Raw genomic sequence first — 19,051 nt, 5'->3', positions numbered from 1 at the left:
ATATATAAACTTAAAGTCAGTGCCGGCATGTTGCCGGCACTGACTTTAAAAAATAGAAATATTGTAATTAGTAACCAGGATTTTGGATAAGCTTATCGTTTCGGTTCTTTTCATCCCTGCTTATAGGCCTAAAATACATTTTATCAACCCAGGTGCGGTTTTCAAGGGCATTTACCACCGTAGGTGTGTAAGTATAATCGTATTTCGTTTCATCGTGCCTGTAAGGAACGGGGGCCGTTTGTCCCGGTTTCAATTTGCCGATCACGTTAATATAAACTGTTTTTCTTCCCAATGTTTCAGCTGCAATCATCCATCGCCGGGCATCATGATAGCGCTGGTCTTCATATGCCAGTTCAATGCGACGCTCATTCCGGTAGCGTTGCCGCAAAGCATCGCCTGTTTCCGTAATAGCCGGCATACCAGCCCTGTACCGGATCTTATTTAACCATGTTTTCGCTTCGTCATACTCTCCAAGTTCAATGCAGGCTTCCGCATAATTAAACACGGCTTCTGTATATCTGAAAAATGGCCATGGAACATAAGCCCTTGTGGTATTATCAACTATATTAGGGTCGGGGTCGATAAACTTTCTTACATAATATCCGGTCCAGCTACCATTCCAATCTTCAATAGAGCTTTGCCTGGTATCCAATCCGGCAATAAAGCCGCCTGCCACTTCATAAGATCCTGTTTGTATCTGGTTAGCAGGATCTACATTACCTGATATTAAATTCCTCGGTTTCCAATCTGAACCATCATATAAAATAGAGGCGTAAAATCTTGGATCGCGATTGTTGTAAGGATGTGTTTTTTCTTCAGAATTACTCCAACTGAATTTTGATCCGTCCATCATTTCATAATCATCAACTAGTTCCTGTATAGGTGTATTGCCAGCCCAGTTGTGATAACCATTAGGCCCATTACAAAGGCCGGTGTACATACCGGAATATTCATCTTTTTCAGGAACAAAGTACCGGGCAAATAAGAGTTCGACTCCTGCTGCCGGATCCACACCCGGCGCTTTGCTTGCCCCACCCATTGATATAGATATATAATTCTGTGTAGCTTCATCTGCAGGTGCAGGTGAAGCATAATTTAACCTGTAGCCGCCGCCACCCTGATCTAACACTGCTTTGGCGGCATCCTTGGCTGCCTGCCAGCGGGCCCTGCGGTCCCCAGTAGTATAGCCTAATAATTCAGGATTGGCATAAGCTGAAATAACTGAAGACTTTGCTTTAGCGGTAGGAATATCATGCAGGTCGCTTGCCGCATATAATAAAACCCTTGATTTAAGTGCCAGCGCCGCAATTTTTGAAGCCCGGCCTTTTTCCATATCCCTGCCATCCAGCAGCAGAGCAGCACTGTCGCAATCCATCAGTATAAAGTTCACACAATCTTCATAACTGTTCCTTGCTATTGTATAATCTTCACCCAGGCCGTAAGTATGGTCAATGATAGGTACCCCGCCATAAAAACGCAGCAACTGCTGGTAATAATAAGCGCGTAAAAAATGGCACTCACCCTGTAAGCGTTTGTTCAGGTCTTCGTCATCAAAAGTAGCGGTACGCAGATTTTCCAAACCCAGGTTTGCGGCCCTTATTTTTTTGAACATCACGCTCCATTCATAAGTAGCAGCAGTTTTTCCCTGGTTATCGGGGCTTAGCAAACCCTCATTCATAATATTATAACCCCTGCCCGCATGGGTAAAAATGGCTTCATCCGTCATGGAAGCAAGCATTTCCTCATCAAAACCACCCATACCAAGGCCCTGCGTATTATTGTCATTATAAACTCCATTAATAAAAGCTGTGGCAAGTGCAGCATCTGTCCATGTAACATCTGCGGATACACGGTCTAGCGGTTCAGTATTCAAAAACTTTTTATTGCAGGATGATATGAATACAACCAAAGCAATTATAATTAAATAGGAAATTAATTTTCTTAGCATAAAAATGAATTTAAAAGGTTACTCTAATACCAGTATTAATTACTCTTGATTGTGGATAATACTGGCCACTACCGCTGGTTGATTCGGGATCATATATCCCCATTTTATCCCAGGTTAACAAATTGTAACCATTGACATATATTCTAAGATTGCTGATGCCAGCCTTACTGCTTAGTGAAGTTGGCATATTATATCCTATTTCCACATTTTTAAGTCGAAAATAGTTGCTGCTTCTCAGCCAATATGTATTTAAGCCATAAGCGCCGCCTGCATAATAAAGAGCGCCGCGGTTAGCCAAACGCGGATCAACGCTGCTTGGGTTATCTATGCTCCAGCGATGATTCCAGCTATATTGAAGATAGTTGCCTATATCGCCTGATTCTGTGCCTATGAACAGTAATCCCCCGGTTGCACCCTGGAATAAAATAGCAAGATCAAAACTTTTATAACTCAGGCTAATATTAATACCTCCTGTAAACTTGGGATCCCTGTTTTTATCCAACCTTATCCTGTCGAAACCATCTATTTTTCCATCGGGTTTAAGCACAGGGTTACCCTCTGCATCCACACCGCCAATATCTTTAATTTTCATATCGCCAGGACGGAGCTCATTCGTTACTCCACTGTAATCAATAGTGTTTTTATCTATTTCTGACTGGTCTCTGAAAACTCCATCATATTGATAGGCGAGATAGTTGGCATCGTTGGTACCAAATCCTTTGCCGGTAGCAAACTGCCAGTAAGGTGCGCCTGGTGGTTCATCAAAATAAATGATTTTATTCTTAGCATAGCCGCCGTTTACACTAAATGAATACCTGAAATCTTTTGAGCCGCCTGCATAAGTAAGCTTGAATTCCCATCCCTGGTTCGCAACGATACCGAAATTTTCCGGAGGCAGGGTAATGCCGGCGCTGCCAGGTGTTGAACCGCTCCTTTGCCAGAGTATATTGGTTCTCCTGTTATGGAAATAATCAAACTCAAAACTTAATTTATTGTTTAATAAAGCACCTTCCAAACCAACATCAAAATTCTTTGCCCTTTCCCATGTGAAATTCGGATTAGCCAGAACAGATTCGTATAAGGTTTTCTGCACCTGGTCGTTTAAAATAAAAGTAGAAAAACCATAGGTGGATAAATAAGCATATTCTGCCAGTGAGCCGCCATCTGCAAAGCTGCTGCGAAGCCAAACCTGGTCGTTACCCATTTGTCCATAAGAAGCCCTGAGCTTTAAAAAGTCCATAAACTTCACATTATCCTGGAAGAAAGGTTCCTGGGATATATTCCATCCGGCCATTATACCCGGGAAAAATCCGAAGCGTGAACCGGGAGGAAATATATAAGAGCCATCATAACGCCATAATAATTCTGCCAGATATTTTTCTTTATAGTTATAGGCTACACGGCCGAAATAACTTAAACGGGCACGTTCATAGGCACCGCCACTGTTATCTTTCAGGTCATCACCACCTGCAAAAAGCTGGTCTATTGAAGAAGAGATAAAATACCTGCGGAAGGCATTGAAATTTTCGCTGTTTATAGTTTCTCTTGTTACAGCGGCTAATGCATTAATGGTATGATTGCCAAACTTTTTGTCATAGTTAATCATTCCACCCAATAATATATTTAGGTCTGTCCTGTTGGTAAGAGTTAACCTTGGATCTGTGTATGTTGACCTTACTGATTTTGTGAGAAAAGGCGTTGTTCCGTCATCTTCATAGGTTGCTCCATCCCAGAAATACAGGTACCAGGGCGTTTGCCATAACTTCCTGTTATAATATGTTTTATCAAGTGATGCTGTACCACTTATTTTCAGGCCTTCAACACCCGGGATATTGATTTCAAGTTTTCCGTTTGTTTGCAGATAATCGCGTTTGTCGCGATCATACCCCGTTTGATTGGTAGTAATAACAACCGGGTTCTGACCGTTCTCAATATCAGGGCCTGGCAATCCGTTTGGCCATATTTCAGGCGTAGTTGGCTTACCTCTCATCAGCATACGGAATATTGAACCAGCGCTCTCTGTTGGAAAGAACCGGTATTCTTCACGGCCCATTACGCCGAATTGGACATTTATATATTTATTTACCTTAACATCCAGGTTTATGCGAAGATCATATTGCTTGTAACCCGTAGCTGAATTTTTATAGTATCCGTCCTGGTTTGTATAACCTAGCGAAGCCAGGTATCTTACAGATTCTGAACCGCCACTTAATTGTACTGTATGCTTTGACTGTGGCGACCAGTCTTTTAATGCATCTCCAAACCAATCCGTATTTGGGTGGCCCCACGGATCAGAGCCGTCACTAAACTTTTGTATGTCGCTGGGGCTGAATGTAGCTGTAAGCTCGTCTCCGTTGGCACTTGTATAAATGCCATTTGTTTTAAAAGCCTCCCAGGCTGCTCCCCATTCATTTGACGGTATGTTATCAAATACTTTTAATTCATTAATAACAGTGGCATATTGGGGCGCATTCATCAGCTTTGGAATTACAGTTGGCTGCGCCCATCCCTGGTTAAATTCATAATACAAAGACGGTTTTCCACTTTTTCCGCGCTTGGTAGTTATTAAGATTACGCCGTTAGCAGCCCTGGCACCATAAATAGCGGCAGAAGCATCTTTTAAGACAGAAAAACTTTCCACATCGGCGGGGTTAATACGATCAAGACCGCCTACACGGTCGGGAATACCGTCAATTACTATTAATGCGGAACTGTTGCCAAAAGTATTTGAACCGCGTATGCGTATAGAAGATCCATCGTAACCGGGCTCCCCGCTGGATTGAATCGTAGTAACACCGGGTAATCGTCCTGACAAAGAGTTGGATAAGTTTACCACACGTGACTTCTCCAGTTCAGCACCCTTTACCTGTGCTACGGCCCCTGTAACAGTCACCTTTTTTTGGGTGCCATAACCTACCACTACTACCTCGCTTAATTTACCTGCTTCAGCAGTTTTTAATACGATATTTATGGTGGATTGTTTCCCAACTTTTATTTCCTGGGTTTCATAACCGATCGACGAAAATGTCAACACAGCATTACTGTCTGGCACTCGTATTAAATAATCTCCGTTATCATCTGTTGTTGCCCCATTAGTTGTTCCCTTTACTAACACGGAAATATTGGGCACGTCTTCCGCTTTTTCGTTGGCTACATGTCCTTTTACAAATACATTTTGGGCATGCAATGCAGCACCTGCATAAAACAAGAGTACGAATGCTAAAAAGAAGCTTTTTGTCTTTTTAGATGTAAAATTTTTCATGGTGGCTTGGCTCTTTTTGGTTTATGAATAGTGAATCTAAGTCGGCTTTAAATAATAAAAAGTAAGCGTTTCAATACAAGCAATACAATTTCAGAATTAAAGCAATCTTCAGAAATGTTAATCAAATATAAAAGAAGCGTTAAAAGAAACAAAAATATTTAAATGTATTTTTCACTTTTATTTTTTAAATGGTATTTACCGCCTCAATTATGCTTAGAAGTTATTGTTTTATAATTACATACATTTTTCTTTGCTTCCAGCTAAGTGCCCAGGAAAAATACATATTTGAACAACCCAAAATGGGCTCCCCGTTCACCATTACAATTTTTGCAACCGATTCTGCAAAAGCTGCTGCGGTGGCCGCAAAAGCATTCCGGCTTGCCGATACATTAAATAATATACTAAGCGATTATATTGACAGCAGTGAAATAAACCGCCTGAGCGCTGCTTCCGGAAAAAATAGTTATGTACGGGTGTCTCAGCCGTTATTCAATATCATTCAACAGGCGCAGCAGGCAGCGGCATTAAGCAACGGCGCTTATGATATTACTATCGGCCCTGTAGTTAAACTCTGGCGCAGGGCAAGAAAAGCAAAAACATTTCCGGATAAAGATTCTTTGCAGTCAGCTTTGCAAAAAGTGGGTTACAGGTATATTCATTTAGATACTTCAAAACATGCGGTTTACCTGGAGAAGAAAGGTATGCTCTTAGATGTTGGAGGCCTGGGAAAAGGCTTTGTGGCGCAGGCTGCATTAAATCTTATTAAACAAAATGGTTTTAATAGCGCCATGGTAAATGCAGGCGGTAAAATTGTAATGGCCGATGCGCCCGATAATCAGAAAGGCTGGCTTATAGGCATTAACCAGCCGGAAGAAAAAACTGAAATTTTACTGCAAATGCTGGCGCTGCAAAACATGGCGGTATCTACGTCGGGAGATATTTATCAATATGTGGAATTGAATGGAAAAAAGTATTCTCATATTGTAAATCCCAAAACAGGCATTGGCGTAACACATCAGAGAAATGTAACGGTTATTGCCCCGGATGGCACAATGGCTGACTGGCTTTCTACCGCATGCAGCATCCTATCAGTTAAACAAAGCCTGCGTTTAATTAAAAAAATAAAAGGCGCAGCCTTATTAATCACAGAAAATAAAAACGGAAAAATAAAAAAGAAAAGTTCTGTTCTTTTTAAAACTTATTATTTTTGAAATGATAGTCGTTCTGACATTTCTGTTTGCTAAAAATTTCTGTAGAAATCTTAAAGTCCCATAGATGATAGCTGATTGCTTAATTTTTTTTCTTGGCCTGGCTTTGCAGCCTGTTAGTGATACCTCTTTTGTGCCTTACGAACAAACCATTCCAGGAACCAATGTTTCTTTCAGGATGATACCGGTTGCAGCCGGCAGTTTTGTTATGGGAAGCAAAGCTGATGAAAAAGGCCGCAACGCCAATGAAGGCCCCGCAACAAAAGTTGCGGTTGATGCTTTCTGGATAGAAGAGCATGAAGTAACATACGATGAATACATTTTATTTGCTGATGAACAGGCCGACAAGGCGCCAAAGCCCGATGGCATTACTCGTCCAAGCCCGCCTTATGTTGATTTCACCCTGGGCATGGGAAAAGCAGGCGGTTTTCCTGCCAACAGCATGAGCCAGTATGCGGCATTAATGTATTGCAATTGGTTATATAAAAAAACAGGTGTTTTTTATCGCCTGCCCACCGAAGCTGAATGGGAATATGCAGCACGTGCAGGAAGTGAAACGGCTTATTTTTTTGGGAATGATGATAAACAACTGGGCGATTATGCCTGGTATGCCGCCAACAGCGATAATAAATATCATAAAGTGATGGGAAAAAAACCGAATGCCTTTGGTTTATATGATATGTATGGGAATATAGCTGAATGGACAATGGACCAGTATAAAGAAGATTATTTTGAAGAGATAAAAGCTGGTACGGATAACCCGTGGCTGAAGCCAGCAACCAAACATCCAATCACTTTAAAGGGCGGCATGTTTAAAGATGAGAGCAACAAACTTCGCAGTGCGGCAAGATTAAAATCTGACTTAAAATGGAATGCCCGCGACCCGCAAATTCCGAAAAGCAAATGGTGGAATGCCGATGCGCCGTTTATTGGGTTTCGCATTGTACGGCCCGTTAAGCAACCTTCTGCTGATGAGGTTAACCAATTCTTTACGCAACTTCTTTCATTAAAATAAATATTACACAATGACTAACGATGTAAACCAAAAACAAACCGGCAGAAGGGAATTTCTAAAAACCACTTCTCTTGTAGCCGGCGGGTTAATGGCAGCTCCGCTCATATCAGGCGCCAATTATTTTTCAGGCGCTGATGATGTTATAAAAATTGCCTTAATTGGTTGCGGCGGCCGCGGCACCGGCGCTGCCACGCAGGCATTAAGTACCAAACAGAATGTACAACTGGTAGCCATGGCCGATGCTTTTAAAGACAGGCTCGACAACAGCTATAATAATATTATTGAGGCACTGGAAGATAAGAAAAGCCGTGTGCAGGTAAAAGAAGAAAATAAATTTACAGGCTTTGATGCATACAAACATGCCATTGCGTTGGCTGACGTGGTAATTCTTGCAACACCGCCGGGTTTCAGGCCCATTCATTTTGAAGAAGCCATAAACCAGAACAAGCATGTATTTATGGAAAAACCTGTAGCCACCGATCCCGCAGGCATACAAAGGGTATTAGCCGCAGCAGAAAAAGCCAAAGCGCAAAAACGAAATGTTGTGGTGGGGTTGCAGCGTCGTTACCAAACTTCTTACCGCGAATTAATGAAGCGCGTGCAGGATGGCGCTATTGGCGACATAACCTCTGCACAAGCCTGGTGGAATAATGATGGCGTTTGGGTGCACCCTCGCCAGGCCGGCTGGACTGAAATGGAATACCAAATGCGCAACTGGTATTATTTTGTGTGGCTTTGCGGCGATCATATTACCGAACAGCATATTCATAATTTAGATGTAATTAACTGGGCAAAGAACGCATATCCTGTAAGGGCGCAGGGCATGGGCGGCAGAGAAGTGAGGGTTGGAAAAGATTATGGCGAAATATTTGACCACCATTTTGTAGAATTTCATTATGCCGACGGCACCATTTTAAATAGCCAGTGCCGCCATCAAAAAGGTACGATGAGTAAGGTGGATGAACTGCTGATTGGCACAAAAGGAAAAGTATTTTGTGATGCTGCCAACATCACAGACAATAAAGGGAAGTTGATTTACCAGTTTGATAAAACGAAGGAAAATCAGCCTTACCAGAATGAACATGATGAATTGTTTGCCGCTATTGCCAAAGGCGACTATAAATTCTGGGATGCAGAGCGTGGCGCAAAAAGCACCATGACTTCTATCCTCGGCCGCATGGCCACTTATTCAGGCCAGGTGGTGGAATGGGACCAGGCTATAAATTCAGGTATAAATATTATGCCTTCCACATTCTCTTTTGATACAGTGCCGCCGGTTAAACCGGATGCAAATGGCATGTATGCCGCCGCCATACCGGGCGTAACAAAATATTTTGTATAAATGAATAAGGCTTATTTGCTTGATGGACAGGAAACTTCAAGACTTACCTTCAGGTTAATAAGTTTGGATGATTATAATGAATGGATAAGATTTTTTAAAGATCCGGAAACATCAAAGCATTGGAAGGCCGAAAAAGCAGATGCCGGAACAGAGTGCCGGAAATGGTATGACAGGCAATTTGAGCGGTATGCAAATAACGAAGGTGGCATGAATGCATTGGTTGAAAAAGCAACCGGTAAACTGGCAGGCCACTGCGGTTTGCTAAAGCAAAGGGTAGATGATATTGATGAACTTGAAATTGCGTATTCGCTGTTGCCGGAATTTTGGAGCCAGGGTTATGCAACAGAAGCAGCATTACAATGCAGGGACTATGCTTTTAGAAATAATCTTTCGCCTTCATTAATTTCAATTATCAGCCTTACCAATAAGCCGTCGGAGAATGTGGCGGTTAAAGTGGGGATGTGCATTGATAAAACTACCGTGTACAAAAACAATGAAGTAAATATTTTCAGGGTTTGGAAAGGAAGTTTTAAAAGGAATGCGAATAATACAGTTGCCGGCTTATTGTAAATCCTGGCGCCATGAAAAATCAGCTGTACAAGGGAGTGACACAACCGTGCTGCCATTTGTACTGAAGCCAATCACATAAAAAATATTTCGAAAAAACAGCTTGCTGTTTTACATATTAAACCAATTAACAAATGCAACGCAGACATTTTATGCAGCAATCGGCGCTTGCCGGAGCAGCCTTAATAACAGGAACGGCAGCTAAATCACAGTCAGTAAACAAAACTGCTGATGCCCCTTTTCATTTAAATTATGGCATACATGATGGCATGTTTAAAAACAGCGCCGGCAACGATTTTATTGACCAGATGAAATATGCTTACGACCTGGGCTTCAGATCAATTGAAGATAATGGCCTCACCAGCCGCCCGGAAAATATGCAGCAGAAAATTGGCGATGCACTTGCCAAACTGGGAATGACGATGGGTGTATTTGTGGTGGATAAAGGCGGCAATGGCGCCAATACGCTTACTGCAGGAAAACAGGAATACATTGATATTTTTTTGAAAGGATGCCGCCAGGCTGTAGAAGCAGCCAAACGGGTAAACGCAAAATGGGTTACGGTGGTGCCGGGCGATTTTGACCGGCATAAATCGCTTGACATGCAAACCGCCAACGTAATCGGGGCTTTGCGCAAAGGCGCTGAAATTTTAGAGCCTGCAGGATTAATAATGGTGCTGGAGTCTTTGAGTGATACGCCGGATTTGTTTTTGCGGGATATTGAACAAACCTATATGATTTGCAAGGCGGTTAACAGTCCTTCGTGTAAAATATTATATGATATGTATCACATTCAGCGCAACCGCGGCGATATTATTCGCCAGATAGATGATTGCTGGAGTGAGATTGCTTATTTCCAGGTGGGTGATAATCCCGGCCGCAAAGAGCCCGGCACCGGTGAAATGAATTATAAAAATATTTTTAAGCATATTTATGATAAAGGCTACAAAGGTGTGATGGGCATGGAGCATGGCATTTCCAAACCGGGCAAAGAGGGTGAAGCGGCGCTGGTAAAGGCTTACAGGGATGCGGATGATTTTATGGAGGGTTGATTAGTTGAAAGGCAGAAATTGGAATAGACCCGCGAACATTTGAATGAATAAAGCAGAGGTTGAGAAGTTGAATAGGTTGAGAAGTTTTAAAAGCCTGTGAATTGAATTTGGTTATTTGGGTTTAACGCTTATTTTTGCCGTCCTTTTAAAGGAATGGTGAGGTGGATGAGTGGCTGAAATCAGTAGTTTGCTAAACTGCCGTACGGGTAACTCTGTACCGAGGGTTCGAATCCCTCCCTCACCGCAGAAAACAGTATATCTAACTTTAATTAATTAAAGAAAGCTCGTGAAACGTAAGTGGGACGGGCTTTTTTGTTTTTTAGCACTTCTTTAGTTTACACGGTTTTACCTCGGTTTACAACTAAGTTCCGTGAGCAAATCGTATGCCTGACGCCAGATCAAGGAGAAAGTATTGCTTGTTTAAGTAATCAAAAAAGAATTCTTACTTAAAAGAAATAGCAGAAAGATGCGATATTCACTTTAACCTTACATTCCATATCGCCCGCCACACTTCGGTGTCAAAGCAGGGTCTTCGTTTTGGATTTGTGCAAAGCCACGAGACCCTGTGTTTTTTATTCTAATTCCATATAATGTACAGGAGTAAAATGCTTTATTTGTTGTAATTCATAAAAGCTTGCACTGCTATGTTAATACTCTCTCCAATCATTTACCAATTTGTAATTTCCGCGAATAGGATTTAGATGTATGTAGTTAAGTTTTTGTAAAAAGAACTTTCGGTTGTCTATGCCTTTTGCATCAAAACTTTCTTCAAATACCGTATGCAATTGCCCTTTGGCTTTTTCTTTTGCAGTTACGGCGTCCTGTAATTGCTGAAGAATATCTGTTTGATTTGAGTGTTGTAAACGTTTGATTATTTCGTATGCTATAAAACGCTTTGCATTGCTTATAATTTTATCTAAAGAAAAATCCGCAGTTCGAAGAAACAGAATACAATGAAGATGATTCGGCATAATTACATACGCTGTTGTTTTTATGCTCTTCTTTTCATTTAGATAATTAAACCACTTATAAACCATGTCATAAGTGTTGGTGAGTTGAAAAAGCGGCAGCCAGCTGAAGCAGGTAAATGTTATGTAATATAAACTTGAATCATTACTATGTTTAGTACGAACTGGCATTTAGCTAAATTAATAAAACGTTCAGTGATAACGCAGGGTCTCATCCTGCACACATTGCTGGGCAATGAAGACCCTGCTGCGACAGGAAAATACATTTTGAAGCACCAGCCGCAAATGTGCTGCAAAATGAAATGTCCAGCTTTATAGACTGGTTTAATAAAGATGCATCGGACCCGGTTATTAAAGCTGCAATAGCACATTTATGGTTTGTAACCATTCACCCCTTTGATGATGGCAATGGCAGGATAGCGCGTGCATTAACTGATATGCAACTTGCTAGGGCAGATAAAAATTCCATGCGGTTTTACAGTATGTCCTCGCAAATACGGCAGGAAAGAACGGATTATTATAATATCCTTGAAAATACGCAGAAAGGCACCCTCGATATAACAAAATGGCTTATATGGTTTTTAGAATGTTTAGAACATTCATTGGATTCCACAGATGAATTACTGGCTGCTGTTTTCAGTAAAGCACAGTTTTGGGATAAACATAACGCAACCGCCTTGAATGAACGCCAGAAACTACTTATAAATAAGCTGCTTGATGGGTTTACCGGAAAGCTAACTTCTTCCAAATGGGCTAAAATTGCCAAATGTTCACAGGACACTGCATTAAGGGATATTCAGGATTTACTTCAAAAAAACATTCTTGAAAAAGAAGCGGCTGGCGGCAGAAGTACCAGCTATGTTTTGAAGCACGCAGAAAAGTTTAAAGCCTGATCCAAGGAGATCAGATAAGATCAGGATTATATCCATCGGTCTTACAGAATGTGAAAATGGCAAAAAATTTTATTTCCTAATATTCTCCAATGCTTATTTTGCAGTACCTAAACTGTTATTGCTTTTATTATGAATATTATTCTCAAAGTAAAACAACCCGGACGCAAACAGGCCTTAATTGAAAATAAGGTTATTGTCATTGAAGATATCGGATCACAACCATCAGCACAAAGATTAATTGAAGCCATTGTACAGCAGCAGGTGGAAGAATACAACAGCAAACCCCTTGAAAAAAACATTCTTCCTTTTCTCAGTCAATCTCAAACTGAAGAGCAGGCAGCTTCGGGAAAAATAAATTTCGGCAGCATTTACAATGAGAATAAAGCAGACTTTGAGCAGGCAAAACAAACAGCCTTGCAGGCATTTGAAGATGGCATGTTTGCCTTTTTTGTAAACGATGAAGAAATAACCAGCCTTGCAACAATTTTGGAACTTCAGGAAAACTCAATCATCACTTTTATACGACTTACCTTTTTAGCAGGCAGCTATTGGTAAAATAAACCCAACACATCATGCAGGATAGTAAAGCATTCCTTGAAAGCAGAAAAACAAACAACCTGTTTACAAAATTTAAAAATGAATTACAGCAGGCAATGTCTGTTGGAGAGAATTTAATCAATAAACTAAAAACGCTGATTAAAGTTGGCCAAAAAAGCAATGGGCTCAACTATCATAACGCGGAATTGGGGTTATTGTTAATAAATGAATTGCCAGCCTACAGGGAAGGCCACTGGCGCTACAATAAGCATGTTTCTTATAAAAGCAAGCGCTACAAACGCATTGAAGAATTGTTGGGCGACTATGAGTGGGATAACGTTGATAACTACAAATTGCTGGAATACTTTTTTGGTGACGAGAAAGCGGCTTATGTACGTTACGCATGGAAGCACACGCGTTTTCAAATGTACCAAACCGGATATTTACGAAGATCATTCAGGTCGCCATACGACAAAGAAATGTATTTCACCAACCAGCTAAACCTTGTGATTGACCTTATTGCACAGTCGCACAATAAAACACCTGATTACAGCGGTGGCGAGTACAGGGAAAATTATGCTTTCTTCAATCTGTCTGTTACAGAACAAATGAAGTATGCAAATTTAGTCTCCGAAACAAACGACAGCCTTTTTGCACTTTGGTCTGCAGCAATTGACATGAATAATGAGGCTGTTTTGCAACAGGCTGAAGACATTATTTTCAATAAAGACGAAGCAGGGAAAGCTACACGCAGCTTAATAAAAGCTTTGCTGAACAGCGAAAAAAAAGAAGCATGGCAATTAGTTGAAAAACTATTGCTGGCAGCACAACGGCAGGAGGGGTTACGGCAAACCATACTTGAAGCATTGGACGAAACAAGTATTGGTGCATTGAAGTATATTATTAAAGTTATAACAGATAATAAACTGGCAAGGTTTTCTTCTGTAGTGCGGGCTGTAGATGTATGGGCAGGCCTTGGCTGGGAGAGTGAACGCGAAACTACGGTCAACAAATTTTTAGACAAGGCACATACCTATCTTGAATATCCCGATCAAATACCTGCAGCCATAAAAAGTGAAAACAATACAGACGTATATATGGCCTTGTGGGCGCAGGGTGTTTATGATGTGGAAAAGACGCTACCCTATCTTAAACAATTGCTTGAAAATGGCAATGCAGAAAAACGCAGCCTCGCCTTACAGTTTGCTGACATAACGGGCCATTACAAATTAAGGATGCCCTTATTTTATCCATCGTTATCCGATCATGAATTGCAACCGCTTGCCATTGCTGCCAATGCGGTTTATAACGCTTTAAAGTTGGGCGAAAATGACAAATATTATAACCACCATTATCCTGAACTGTTCAATGTTTTGCATGAAGCCTATAAAAGGGTAACAGTAAAAGAAAAAACGTTTGAGCATTATATCTTCTCCTGGCTCAAAATAAAATTTGAAAGAAAGGCTTTATTGCTTTCTATGCTCCAGTTGGTAAACAACCAGGAAAGGCTGGAAATAGTATTACAGTATTTTGATGAAATGGATGCCGATGCCAAACGGACTTTAAGCCGTATTATTTTGCCTAACCATTCACCTCATAATTATAGCACAAAGAAAACGGATGACAAATCCATCAACTTATTTCAGCGTAATTATGCCATGTTAATACTAAAAGACAGGAGCGAGCATGAAACAGCATTTAATGCTTTGAAAGATATTCGCTTTACTAAGTCTGAAGCAGTTATATTTCCTGAACTGTTTAAAAGAAAAGCTGCAGGTTACCGCGCTAATTTAATTGCCTTATTATTAAAACAGCAGGATGAAATCATCAGTTATGTAATTGATAATATTTTGCAGGGCGATCCCGAACAAAGGCTTGCAGCACTTGATATATTATTGCAACTGCAAAAAGGAAAGAAGCTTTCAGATAAAATACCAACATGGGTATCGGCTTTTAGTGAGAGGAAAAGCATATCGCAAAAAGAAGAAATCCTTTTGTCTCAATTAACCGGTAATACAGTAGCTAAAGATATATCAGCAAAAAATGGCTTTGGCTTGTTCAATCCCCTGAACCTTGCTCCCATCATATCACCCCGTATTGATGCATCTTCTTTTTATGAAAAGCTAAACGCAGATAATAAATATGGCTTTTCAATGCCTTATAACAATATTAAAAAAGCGCTTGGCCAGCTTGCTGATTTAATAGAAAAACATAAAGATTATGAATATGAAATTGAGTACTATAATAACTCAAGGGAAAAGGTATTGCTGGGCAATATATTCAGGAAAACAAAATGGAAAGCACAATATGAAAATAATGAAGATGAATTTAAATATTACCCTTTGCATGATGTGTGGGAACAATGGTATGTAGATTCAGGTTTGCAGCCACAGGACATTTTTATTCTACAGCTATCATTCCTGCACAGCAGACGTTTAAAACAACTGCCCGACCCTTCAGATTTTACGCCCAAAGTCTTTTTACAACGCTGGCAACATGCAAATCATTTTTATGAAGTGCCGTATGCATTGAGCCTTATACATCCGTTTGAACAAATGAATGAGTTCTGCATTGGCGCTGCAACAAGGTTATTCGCTTCGCTTGATGATTCATTGCTAAAAAAGAAATTAAATGAAAATCGCTATCCGCAATACACACGTGGCTGGCAGGAAGATGAGCAACTCAATCTTTTTCTTAAAAGTATAAACCTATGGAGTATTAATGATGCGCAGGTAAAAGCCTGCTGGCATCTATTTAACTGGCGGCAATACTCAGGCCTGCGCGAATGCATTACCTTATATCCTCCTCCATTAATCCTGTTTTGCCATGCATTCGCAACTGGTATTATAAGCCAGGATGAAATGTACCGGGGTATTATGTTTAAGGATAGTATCAGCATTCTTTCTGAAACAAAAAGAAATCAGCGTACAAATCCGGAAGCTTATATAAAACACTTTCCTTTTCTTAAAGAAATGTATGAAACTGTTAGCAACTATATACTCGACATAGAATTAAAACGGGGAGATTCTGATACGCCCCTTACACCATTGGCTGCAGGCTTTGAAACTATTTATGGCATTAACCGTTTTACCGAAATTCTTGCCGGCCTTGGCAAAACATCATTATACAGGGGCTACTTTTATTTCTTTTCAAATAAAGGATATAACAAACAGGAATTGTTCAGTGCTTTATTGAAAAGATGCCAGCCTTTGCCAGGTGATACACAGGAAAATTTTAATGAAAATATGCGGCGCATAAAAGCAACAGAAACCCGCCTGATAGAGGCAGCAGTATATGCACCGCAATGGCAAAAGTATATTAGTAGTTATTTAGGATGGAAAGGGCTTGACAGTGCTATTTGGTGGATGCATGCACATACAAAAACAGATGGTTATAGTACCAACAATGCCGAAACTGAAAGCGAAATAGCCAAGTACTCATCTATTGATGTGCAGGAATTTAAAAGCGGCGCCGTAGATAAAGAATGGTTTCTAAAGACATATAAAGAAATTGGAAAACAACGTTGGCCTGTTGTATATGATGCGGCAAAATATATAAGTGACGGCAACGGGCACAGAAGGGCAAGAATTTATGCCGATGTATTACTTGGCGAACTAAGCTTAAAAGAAGTTACAGAGAAGATAAAGTCAAAGCGCGACCAGGATTATGTACGTATTTATGGCCTTGCCCCGCTATCAAAAAAGAACCCTGAAAAAGATGTGCTTTTACGATATGAATTCCTGCAGCAGTTTAAAAAAGAAAGCCGGCAATTCGGTGCACAAAAACAGGCCAGTGAAGCACTGGCATTGCGTGTAGCCATGGAAAATTTAGCGCGTAATGCAGGCTATCCTGATCCTATACGTTTAACGTGGGCAATGGAAACAAAACAGGTGCAGCAAATATTATCCAAAGAAACGCAGGTACAGTATGATGATATATTGATAGAATTAATAATTGATGAAGAAGGACAGGCAGAAGTTATTGCCTTTAAAGAAGAAAAACAATTAAAAGCTATTCCCGCAAAATATAGGAAAGATAGCAAGGTTGAAGAATTGATGGAGTTCAGAAAAACCTTGCGTGAACAATTTAAGCGCAGCCGCAGAGGCCTCGAAGATGCAATGGTGAGAGGCGATGTTTTTTCAGTTGAAGAAGTTCAGCATTTATTTAGTCACGCTGTTATATCAAAGCATCTTGAAAAACTGGTTTTTGTAACCGATGATGTAAGTAAGCATGGCTTTTACAAAAGTGGAAAATTGACAGACGCCAATAATCATGAATATGAACTTTTAGCAGGCGATAGTTTGCGCATTGCACACTGTGCTGACCTTTTTAAAACCAGTCAGTGGCCGGCATACCAGCATTATTCATTTGATAGGCAATTGCAGCAGCCTTTCAAACAAATATTCAGGGAGCTTTATTTGCCTACGCAGGATGAACTGCAGGAAAAAACAATTTCCCGGCGTTATGCAGGCCATCAGGTACAACCAAAGCAAACAGCGGCTTTATTACGTTCAAGAGGTTGGAAAGCTGACTATGAAGAAGGCCTGCAAAAAGTTTATCACAAGGAAGGTTTTGTTGCGAAAATTTATGCTATGGCCGATTGGTTTTCGCCTGCAGAAGTGGAAGCACCCACTTTGGAAACAATCGAATTTCACGACCTGAAAACATATAAAAGCATTGACTTCGCCACCATTAATGAACGTATTTTCAGCGAAGTGATGCGCGACCTTGACCTTGTTGTAAGTATTGCACATGTTGGCGGTGTTGATCCGGAAGCCAGCCATTCATCCATAGAAATGCGCACTGTATTATTAAAAGAAACACTACGATTATTTAAAATAAATAATGTAGAGATTATTGGCAGCCACGCAAAAATAAAAGGAACCTTAGGTGAATACAGTGTTCATTTAGGCAGTGCTGTGGTTCATCAAATTGCGGCGGGTTATCTTTCCATATTGCCGGTACAATCGCAACACCGCGGCAGGTTGTTTTTACCTTTTGTTGACGACGATCCAAAATCAGCAGAAGTGATCTCAAAAGTGTTGTTGCTTGCAAGAGATAAAGATATTCAAGACCCTACCATATTAAGACAATTACAGCACATAGTATAAACAATATGCTTTATACAATTTTCATAAATACTATATTTGGCAACCATAATTAACAACGTGTACAACCCCGGGCTACATATAATTTCAACTTTAAATAGTAATAATGCCGCTGCGCTTAGCAGTTCCCGGGTTCATGCTCTTTAGTAAAAACATTAGCCTGCTGAAAAGAATTGGAGAAGTTTTGTTTGCTATAATTGTTTTTATAGCAAACCAATAAAAGATGTAGTATGTATCCTACATGCACTTTCATGCACCAACTATGGAGGAGGTATGGAGGAGAGTACAAGGAGATACGGAGGAAGTGCCCTACATTTGAACTCTCAGTAGTAAATACATGATGAAAACCGTTTTTGCATTTATCGCTATCGTGCTTTTTACTTTTAACCTGCATGCACAGCAGCCTGATAAAATTTATATGCCGAATATACACGGCGTAAAACTCTTTCTTACGGGCAACCAGGATGCATATCCTGTTATCAAACTCAATGCAGTCAGCAGCCTCGAATTGCATTTTGATGACCTGGGCGGTGGCATTAAAAACTATAATTACACTTATGTTTTATGCGATGCCAACTGGCAGCCTGCCAACCTCAGCCCGTTTGATTACCTGGAGGGTTTTACACAGGGCAAGCTCATGCAATACCGCAATTCATCTGTTGCCAAAACAAAATATGTGCACTACCAGGCTACTTTACAAATTGCTGATGTAACTATAAAGCCTGGTGATATTATCTTAGGCGATATTGATGGCGTGCTGGTTGTGCCGAGAAATATTGCTTATGATGTTTTGTTGAGGGCAGAAGAAATTCATGAGAATGAAAAGAGGATTTTTTTCATGGGTAAGAGAGGGGCAGTCGGTGCATGACATAACTGATAAAGGAGGGTATTTTTAAATAGTTTAACGTTAGTTAGAGGGATAACTAAACTGACTACTGACATATTTTATTGAAAGAGTTATTTATTCGCTTAGCGCCTGCTTAAACCTTTAATAAATGTAGGGGGCTATGTGAATCCCTCCCTCACCGCAGAAACAGTATATCTAACTTCAATTAATTAATTCAAGTTGCTAGTTAATCAGGTAAGCTTATCAAGAGTAAACCCAAGAATAAACATTACCAGTTTTATTAAAAACCCTTTGAAAGTTACAG

The 19,051-nt window shown here is 40.4% G+C and carries 12 protein-coding genes and 1 tRNA gene; 10 read left to right on the top strand and 3 right to left on the bottom strand.

What is annotated here, in order from left to right:
• Nucleotides 1–67: 67 nt before the first annotated feature.
• Together BM015_RS00065 and BM015_RS00060 are read right to left on the bottom strand one after the other, a co-directional pair.
• Nucleotides 68–1,948, bottom strand: coding sequence for a RagB/SusD family nutrient uptake outer membrane protein (locus BM015_RS00065; protein WP_090653381.1), 1,881 nt, complete (start codon nt 1,946–1,948; stop codon nt 68–70).
• A 10-nt stretch (nt 1,949–1,958) separates the two neighbouring features.
• The gene (locus tag BM015_RS00060; protein WP_090653380.1) at nt 1,959–5,210 is read right to left on the bottom strand and encodes a SusC/RagA family TonB-linked outer membrane protein; all 3,252 of its coding nucleotides are present in this window, start codon (nt 5,208–5,210) and stop codon (nt 1,959–1,961) included.
• Between the two features lie 299 nt (nt 5,211–5,509).
• Here BM015_RS00060 and BM015_RS00055 point away from each other — a divergent pair, with 299 nt between their 5' ends.
• The 6 genes from BM015_RS00055 (at nt 5,510) to BM015_RS00030 (ending at nt 10,638) form a co-directional block, all read left to right on the top strand.
• A complete protein-coding gene (locus tag BM015_RS00055; RefSeq protein WP_177191761.1) occupies nt 5,510–6,421 on the top strand; it encodes an FAD:protein FMN transferase in 912 nt (303 codons plus the stop codon).
• Nucleotides 6,422–6,485: 64 nt separating this feature from the next.
• Complete coding sequence (locus BM015_RS00050; protein ID WP_090653378.1) at nt 6,486–7,433, top strand: formylglycine-generating enzyme family protein; 948 nt, start codon at nt 6,486–6,488, stop codon at nt 7,431–7,433.
• A gap of 10 nt (nt 7,434–7,443) precedes the next feature.
• Nucleotides 7,444–8,775 (top strand): Gfo/Idh/MocA family protein, encoded by a 1,332-nt coding sequence (locus tag BM015_RS00045; RefSeq protein WP_090653377.1) that lies wholly within the window; start codon nt 7,444–7,446, stop codon nt 8,773–8,775.
• Nucleotides 8,776–9,345, top strand: a complete 570-nt coding sequence (locus BM015_RS00040; protein WP_090653376.1) for a GNAT family N-acetyltransferase — start codon at nt 8,776–8,778, stop codon at nt 9,343–9,345. It abuts the gene before it with no gap.
• 131 nt (nt 9,346–9,476) lie between these two features.
• Nucleotides 9,477–10,394 carry a hydroxypyruvate isomerase family protein gene (locus BM015_RS00035; RefSeq protein ID WP_090653375.1) on the top strand — a complete coding sequence of 306 codons (918 nt, stop codon included), beginning with the start codon at nt 9,477–9,479 and terminating at the stop codon, nt 10,392–10,394.
• A gap of 155 nt (nt 10,395–10,549) precedes the next feature.
• Nucleotides 10,550–10,638 (top strand) — tRNA-Ser (locus tag BM015_RS00030).
• 403 nt (nt 10,639–11,041) lie between these two features.
• Here the strand turns inward: BM015_RS00030 and BM015_RS00025 are convergent.
• A complete protein-coding gene (locus BM015_RS00025; RefSeq protein WP_090653374.1) occupies nt 11,042–11,533 on the bottom strand; it encodes an REP-associated tyrosine transposase in 492 nt (163 codons plus the stop codon).
• 89 nt (nt 11,534–11,622) lie between these two features.
• Here BM015_RS00025 and BM015_RS00020 point away from each other — a divergent pair, with 89 nt between their 5' ends.
• From BM015_RS00020 to BM015_RS00005, 4 genes are all read left to right on the top strand, one after another.
• On the top strand, nt 11,623–12,255 hold the full coding sequence (locus BM015_RS00020) for a Fic family protein (protein WP_262497233.1): 633 nt from the start codon (nt 11,623–11,625) through the stop codon (nt 12,253–12,255).
• Between the two features lie 129 nt (nt 12,256–12,384).
• On the top strand, nt 12,385–12,810 hold the full coding sequence (locus BM015_RS00015) for a hypothetical protein (RefSeq protein WP_090653372.1): 426 nt from the start codon (nt 12,385–12,387) through the stop codon (nt 12,808–12,810).
• 17 nt (nt 12,811–12,827) lie between these two features.
• Nucleotides 12,828–17,903 carry a DUF4132 domain-containing protein gene (locus BM015_RS00010; RefSeq protein WP_090653371.1) on the top strand — a complete coding sequence of 1,692 codons (5,076 nt, stop codon included), beginning with the start codon at nt 12,828–12,830 and terminating at the stop codon, nt 17,901–17,903.
• Nucleotides 17,904–18,237: 334 nt separating this feature from the next.
• The gene (locus tag BM015_RS00005; RefSeq protein ID WP_177191760.1) at nt 18,238–18,768 is read left to right on the top strand and encodes a type IX secretion system plug protein domain-containing protein; all 531 of its coding nucleotides are present in this window, start codon (nt 18,238–18,240) and stop codon (nt 18,766–18,768) included.
• Nucleotides 18,769–19,051: the final 283 nt, after the last annotated feature.

The sequence above is a fragment of the Parafilimonas terrae genome (genome assembly GCF_900115755.1).
In the GTDB taxonomy this organism is placed as follows: domain Bacteria; phylum Bacteroidota; class Bacteroidia; order Chitinophagales; family Chitinophagaceae; genus Parafilimonas; species Parafilimonas terrae.
This window is presented reverse-complemented; position numbering and strand designations above follow the sequence as displayed.

What these genes read in the sequence shown, in the direction of transcription:
- BM015_RS00065 (WP_090653381.1), bottom strand. Translation starts at nt 1,948, where the DNA reads ATGCTAAGAAAATTAATTTCCTATTTAATTATAATTGCTTTGGTTGTA.
- BM015_RS00060 (WP_090653380.1), bottom strand. Translation starts at nt 5,210, where the DNA reads ATGAAAAATTTTACATCTAAAAAGACAAAAAGCTTCTTTTTAGCATTC.
- BM015_RS00055 (WP_177191761.1), top strand. Translation starts at nt 5,510, where the DNA reads ATGGGCTCCCCGTTCACCATTACAATTTTTGCAACCGATTCTGCAAAA.
- BM015_RS00050 (WP_090653378.1), top strand. Translation starts at nt 6,486, where the DNA reads ATGATAGCTGATTGCTTAATTTTTTTTCTTGGCCTGGCTTTGCAGCCT.
- BM015_RS00045 (WP_090653377.1), top strand. Translation starts at nt 7,444, where the DNA reads ATGACTAACGATGTAAACCAAAAACAAACCGGCAGAAGGGAATTTCTA.
- BM015_RS00040 (WP_090653376.1), top strand. Translation starts at nt 8,776, where the DNA reads ATGAATAAGGCTTATTTGCTTGATGGACAGGAAACTTCAAGACTTACC.
- BM015_RS00035 (WP_090653375.1), top strand. Translation starts at nt 9,477, where the DNA reads ATGCAACGCAGACATTTTATGCAGCAATCGGCGCTTGCCGGAGCAGCC.
- BM015_RS00025 (WP_090653374.1), bottom strand. Translation starts at nt 11,533, where the DNA reads ATGCCAGTTCGTACTAAACATAGTAATGATTCAAGTTTATATTACATA.
- BM015_RS00015 (WP_090653372.1), top strand. Translation starts at nt 12,385, where the DNA reads ATGAATATTATTCTCAAAGTAAAACAACCCGGACGCAAACAGGCCTTA.
- BM015_RS00010 (WP_090653371.1), top strand. Translation starts at nt 12,828, where the DNA reads ATGCAGGATAGTAAAGCATTCCTTGAAAGCAGAAAAACAAACAACCTG.
- BM015_RS00005 (WP_177191760.1), top strand. Translation starts at nt 18,238, where the DNA reads ATGATGAAAACCGTTTTTGCATTTATCGCTATCGTGCTTTTTACTTTT.